The 4,831-nt window shown below is 59.2% G+C and carries 5 protein-coding genes and 2 pseudogenes; 5 read left to right on the top strand and 2 right to left on the bottom strand.

Going from position 1 to position 4,831, the window contains the following annotated elements; all coding sequences use genetic code 11:
• The 4 genes and pseudogenes from BMX43_RS17655 to BMX43_RS17635 all read left to right on the top strand — a co-directional run.
• Positions 1-614 (top strand): annotated as a pseudogene (locus BMX43_RS17655) (VirB4 family type IV secretion/conjugal transfer ATPase); the annotation flags it as partial.
• Positions 615-916: 302 nt separating this feature from the next.
• Positions 917-2,017 carry a lytic transglycosylase domain-containing protein gene (locus BMX43_RS20425; protein WP_281243155.1) on the top strand — a complete coding sequence of 367 codons (1,101 nt, stop codon included), beginning with the start codon at positions 917-919 and terminating at the stop codon, positions 2,015-2,017.
• Positions 2,014-2,811: a type IV secretion system protein gene (locus BMX43_RS17640; protein ID WP_091303475.1), complete on the top strand. Its 798-nt coding sequence runs from the start codon at positions 2,014-2,016 to the stop codon at positions 2,809-2,811. The genes BMX43_RS20425 and BMX43_RS17640 overlap by 4 nt, the downstream gene beginning before the upstream one ends.
• A gap of 2 nt (positions 2,812-2,813) precedes the next feature.
• Positions 2,814-3,086 carry a hypothetical protein gene (locus BMX43_RS17635; protein WP_091303474.1) on the top strand — a complete coding sequence of 91 codons (273 nt, stop codon included), beginning with the start codon at positions 2,814-2,816 and terminating at the stop codon, positions 3,084-3,086.
• A 214-nt stretch (positions 3,087-3,300) separates the two neighbouring features.
• Here the strand turns inward: BMX43_RS17635 and BMX43_RS20290 are convergent.
• Positions 3,301-3,465: pseudogene (locus BMX43_RS20290) on the bottom strand (single-stranded DNA-binding protein); the annotation flags it as partial.
• 205 nt (positions 3,466-3,670) lie between these two features.
• Between BMX43_RS20290 and BMX43_RS20525 the strand changes: the two are divergent.
• Positions 3,671-4,096 (top strand): hypothetical protein, encoded by a 426-nt coding sequence (locus BMX43_RS20525; protein ID WP_425431817.1) that lies wholly within the window; start codon positions 3,671-3,673, stop codon positions 4,094-4,096.
• Positions 4,097-4,592: 496 nt separating this feature from the next.
• Here BMX43_RS20525 and BMX43_RS17620 read toward each other — a convergent pair.
• On the bottom strand, positions 4,593-4,831 hold a 239-nt coding region (locus tag BMX43_RS17620), incomplete at its 5' end, for an NAD(P)(+) transhydrogenase (Re/Si-specific) subunit beta (protein ID WP_139201619.1).

The raw sequence follows: 4,831 nt of genomic DNA, 5'->3' as shown, positions 1-4,831 counted from the left end.
CACCGGACGGCCGCTATGGCTGGGTCTTTGGCGAGGCATCTGAGCCGGTGGTGGATTTCACCAGCCATGACGTGACGGCGGTTGATCTGACGGAGATCCTCGACCTCGGCACCGAACGCACCGCGATCCTTGGCTATCTCTTCCGCCGGATCGAGATGTTGATCGAGGAAAAGCGCCCGACACTCATCATCATCGACGAGGCCTGGAAGGTTCTGGACGACGAATACTTCGCGAAAAAGCTCGCAGAATGGCTGGTGACCGCGCGCAAGAAGAACGTGGTCGTGGTGATGATGACCCAGTTCCCGAGCCAGATCCGCGGCTCGAAAGCCCGCTCGATCCTGGAAGCGCTGCCAAACCAGCTTCTCTTCCCGAATGGCGAAGCCACGGCCTCGGATTACGACAGCTTCCGGCTGACCGATGGCGAGCTGGATTTCGTGCTGGGCCCGATCCCGGGCCAGCGTCTGGTGCTGTCGCGCAATGCGCAAAGCTCGACCGTGCTCAATGTCGATCTGAAATCGCTCGGGCCGCTGTTGACAGCGCTCGGTGGCGGTCAGGCTGGCCTGAATGCCTTCGGCGCGGACTATGCCGCGCGGCCGAACTTCTGGATGGAATGATTACTCAATGAAATCAATATATTACATAAGAACTATTATGCGCCATAGCGCTGTGGGTGCAAAGTTGAAATGTCCCTCGCTGCAAACCAAGGGCGTCAAGCCCCTGGTTGCCGCTGGATGTCTGGCCCTTTCGGCCTGTGCCGAAGTGCCGATCACCAAGACAAACTGCTGGAGCACGGCGAGCTCTAACATCACCACTTCGACCATGGGCGCAAGCCCGGATACGGGATTGGATTCGCGCAGCATGACCCCGAGCCCAGATGCCATTCCCTGCCGGTAAAACCTTGTCGTCTGTTGGGGCAATGGCTCTGGCGATCGCGGCGCTGCCTTTGGCCGTGGCCGCGCAAGGCGTGCCTGTGGCCGACGGCAAGTCGATTATCCAGCACGTGCTTGAAATCGCGCAGATGACAGCGCTGACAGGCGTGCGCGAACTTGAAGCCGACAAGAAGCGCCGCATTGATGAATTGCATCAGGACCAGCTCGACGCATTGGATGCGACGCTGGCGATGATGACCGGCACCACGCCCTGGATCGGTGATCTGGAGGTCCTGCCCGGGGCTGAGGCCGAAGCCCTCTATGCGGTGGAGGACAGCAACCCCTATGCCGCGCGGCTCTTTGGTGACGCCAAGACCAATATCGAAGAGATGATCGTGGCTACGGCCCAGAAATATGCAGGTCACCCTGGCCTCGCGCGGGCGGGTATCAACCCCGTCGAATTCCGCATCTGGTTCCAGAGCCTCGTGAAGCAGGAATCCGGGTTTTCCATCGGGGCGCGCAGCCCGGTCGGTGCCTTTGGCCTCACACAAATCATGCCGGACACGGCCAAGGGCCTCGGCATCTTTCCCGCCTATTACGATGATCCGCATCTGCAGCTTGACGGTGGTGCCCGGTACTTCCTGACGCAGATGAACAAGTTTGGCTCGGTGCCGCTGGCGCTTGCCGCCTATAACGCGGGTCCGGGAAATGTGAGCAAGTATGGCGGGATCCCGCCGTTTGAGGAAACCCGCAACTACGTCACCCGCATCACCGGGTATTTCAACGCTTATGCGGGCAAGATCACTGGCGTCGACCAGGTTGGCACCTTCGATCCGCGCGACATGGCGATTGCCGAGGCGAGCAACACCTCGGATGCCGGGCTGCATTATGGCATGGAGGCCAGCGTAGAGATCGGGGCCGCGTTGAAGCGGTTGCGCTCCATCATCGAGCGCATTCCGACCACCAAATCTGCCAAGGAAGCGCTGGATCTCAACACCTACGCCCGTGCCGAAGCCGTGCGGATCGCGCTGATGGTCAAGCGGGTCAAGGCGGCGCGCATCAAGGTCGATCAAGCGCGCTACGCGCTCTGGCTGCAGGCCTATGCCATTGATTCCAAATTCATCAAAGTTACGGCAGGTTCCGAATGATCCCCCATACCACCCGGGGCCTGCGCCCCATTCTCGTCTCGCTCTTGCTGACCCTGCCAACCTTTGCTCACGCGCAGGGCGTGCCAACGGTCGATCTCAGCAGCATTGCCAAGATCGGCGAGGTCCTGGCCGAGGCCAAGCTGCAGGTGAAAGAGATGATCGCCTCGAACCTGAAGCTCGACGATCAGATCCTGAAACAGATCCAGCAGATCCTGCTCCTCGAACAGCAGTTGAAGGCGCTGAAGGAGGGTCTGACGCTGGAAGCCTTGGGCATTCCCGATCTGGACACCTTCTTTGATGATATCCTGCCTGATGTGAATGATCTGACAGGCGGGCTTCTGGCGGCCAAGGATGGCAGCTATTCCGGCATGACCACCTCCGGCAAAGTCGGTGACAAGCCCGCCGCACAATATGTCTCGGAATTTTTCGCCTCAGCGGGCCTTGATGTGAAAACAGTCGATACGCTTGCAAAAAGCGAGGACGAGGGCGCCGCACGGATCGGCACCCAGGCCAACACCGCTGCCTTCCTGACGGCCGCAGCGGAATCCTCCTCCATCAAAGCTTCCGAGAGTCTGGAGCGGGTGCATGATCTGGTGCAGGCAATCCCCGATACCGAGGGGATGAAAGAGGCGATTGATCTGAACACCCGGGTGACGGCGGAGCTGTCCATTGCCATGGCCAATATGTGGAACATGGAATCTGCCCAACTCATGGGCATGGGCGAAGCGGGCGTGATGGATGCAGCCACCGCCGCCGAAGAGCAGAAGTTCATCAAGGTCCTTGGGGGAGAATGAGTATGGCCAAACATCTCAAAGTGCAAATCGTTGGCGGGGCCCTTGCGCTGATCGGGGTCTTCTCAACCGCAATTGGGGCGGAAACCCCTGCCCCGCTGGATGCAGTTCAGGAAGAGGCCTTTCTCGACGTGTTGCCCAAAATTGACATTCCTGAAGAGGTCCAACCCATCCCGGGGGCGGTAAATGAGGAGGTTATGAACTGGCTCGTTCTGGTCCCGAAGCGCGGGCCCTTCGCGACATTTACAGTGCTGTGCGTGCTCGCAATGTCATTGTGACAAAAGACTGCGGCTGCAAAGGCAAAGTGGCTGATTGGGACGACGTCGATGAGGTCGCAACTGCTCTGGTCGTGACCGAACTGGCGCCCGCCTAGCATCCGGTTGGAACGGATTGTCCGTTCCATGCTGATCTTCTTGCCTGAGGCGAAAGTCAGCTTCGAAGCGAAGCGATGAGGCCCGGCGGCTTGCGCCACCGGGCCTTGTCTGGCGAAGCTCAGCTTGTGAACTGGTGCTCGCGGTCAACCAGTTCGGGGTCTTCGCCTTCACCAGCCTTCAGGCGGGAGAGGAAGTCGACCTTCTCGGCGATGATCTCGCAACCATAGCGGTCGACACCGGCTGCATCAGTCCACTTGGCAACCGTATCACGATCGTGTTCAAGGCCGAAGCACAGCAAAACGCACTTTATGTCGCGTTGGTTGTGCGTTGAGGGCAGGATTCGATCACTGAAGGGGCGTCACGCAAAGGTTTCCGAGAAGCGCCATAATCTAGCGTGAGTGCTGAACCCGTTCAACCGGCACACCACTTTGCCTGAACGAATTTTGCATCCCGCTGTCTGGCGTCCTGCAATGACGGGTGACACGCCCATGACCATGACCACCGGCGCCATTTTGCGCCGCATCACCGAGACCGACCTTTCGGTCGCTGCCCACAAGCTCGCGACGATCATCCTTGACGGCATCGCCTGGAAGGACGGCTATAACGGCCTCGTGCGCGGCACCGCCGCCTTCACCCTCGCGCATTTGGCCGAGAAGATGGGCATATCGCGCCAGCATTTGACCGTCCTGCTCACTGAGCTGGCCGGGTCCGCCTTGGCGCTCGTGCGCTGGAAGCCAAATGACAAGTTCGCGCCTTGGCTGTTTCGTTTTGGTGAAACCGAAGGCGGTACACCATCGCCAGATATCGTGTCAGCCACAGGCAGCACATCACTATCTATGGAAAAACTATCTTCTCTGGAAGGATCGAAATCAATGCTCAGGCCAACGTCTACCACACCCCTTGGGCAGAGCTGATCAGGGCCGCGAAGGCCTCCCTCGCCTGTTGGAATGTCGCCACACAAGCGATCTGGGAGCGCTTTGTAGCCTTCAACAAGGCGCGCGGAAATTCCGCCGTTCCAGCAGGGTTTCTGCTTGGCTTCATGCGCCGGTGGCGAACCTCGCCAATGGCGCCGACGAGCCCGGTAGCGGATAACAGATCTCAGTGCGTGCTTGATCCGGCGGAACGGGAATTACGGCGCCTGATCAAAGCTGCACCGAGCAAGAATTGGCAGTTTCACGCTTCGGATCTTCGTCGGCTGATCGGCCATACCGCCTATGATGCCCGCGTCCTTGGAGTCATCCGACAATTCGGATGTCCAAGGTTCGCAGCAATTCTTGCAGTGCATGGGCGCGCAATACTGGCAAATGAGATTTCGAGATGATCATCCGCAGCCAGGTGTGCTCTGCACTAGCTAAATCATTCGAAAAGCCTCACTCGGGAAGCAGGTGGAGGTTCGAACTATGCGATCAATCACTCGATCATGGGCAGCAGGCCGTCGATGCTCTTTTTGGCGTCGCCATAGAACATGCGGGTGTTTTCCTTGTAGAACAGCGGGTTCTCGATGCCGGAATAGCCGGTGCCCTGGCCGCGTTTCGACACGAACACCTGTTTCGCCTTCCAGCATTCCAGCACCGGCATGCCGGCGATGGGGCTGTTGGGGTCTTCCTGTGCCGCCGGGTTCACGATGTCGTTCGAGCCGATGACGATGG

The sequence above is a fragment of the Gemmobacter aquatilis genome, assembly GCF_900110025.1.
Taxonomy (GTDB): Bacteria; Pseudomonadota; Alphaproteobacteria; order Rhodobacterales; family Rhodobacteraceae; genus Gemmobacter; species Gemmobacter aquatilis.
This window is presented reverse-complemented; position numbering and strand designations above follow the sequence as displayed.

Coding starts and splice junctions, on each gene's coding strand:
- BMX43_RS20425 (WP_281243155.1), top strand. CDS start 917: ATGGCTCTGGCGATCGCGGCGCTGCCTTTGGCCGTGGCCGCGCAAGGC.
- BMX43_RS17640 (WP_091303475.1), top strand. CDS start 2,014: ATGATCCCCCATACCACCCGGGGCCTGCGCCCCATTCTCGTCTCGCTC.
- BMX43_RS17635 (WP_091303474.1), top strand. CDS start 2,814: ATGGCCAAACATCTCAAAGTGCAAATCGTTGGCGGGGCCCTTGCGCTG.
- BMX43_RS20525 (WP_425431817.1), top strand. CDS start 3,671: ATGACCATGACCACCGGCGCCATTTTGCGCCGCATCACCGAGACCGAC.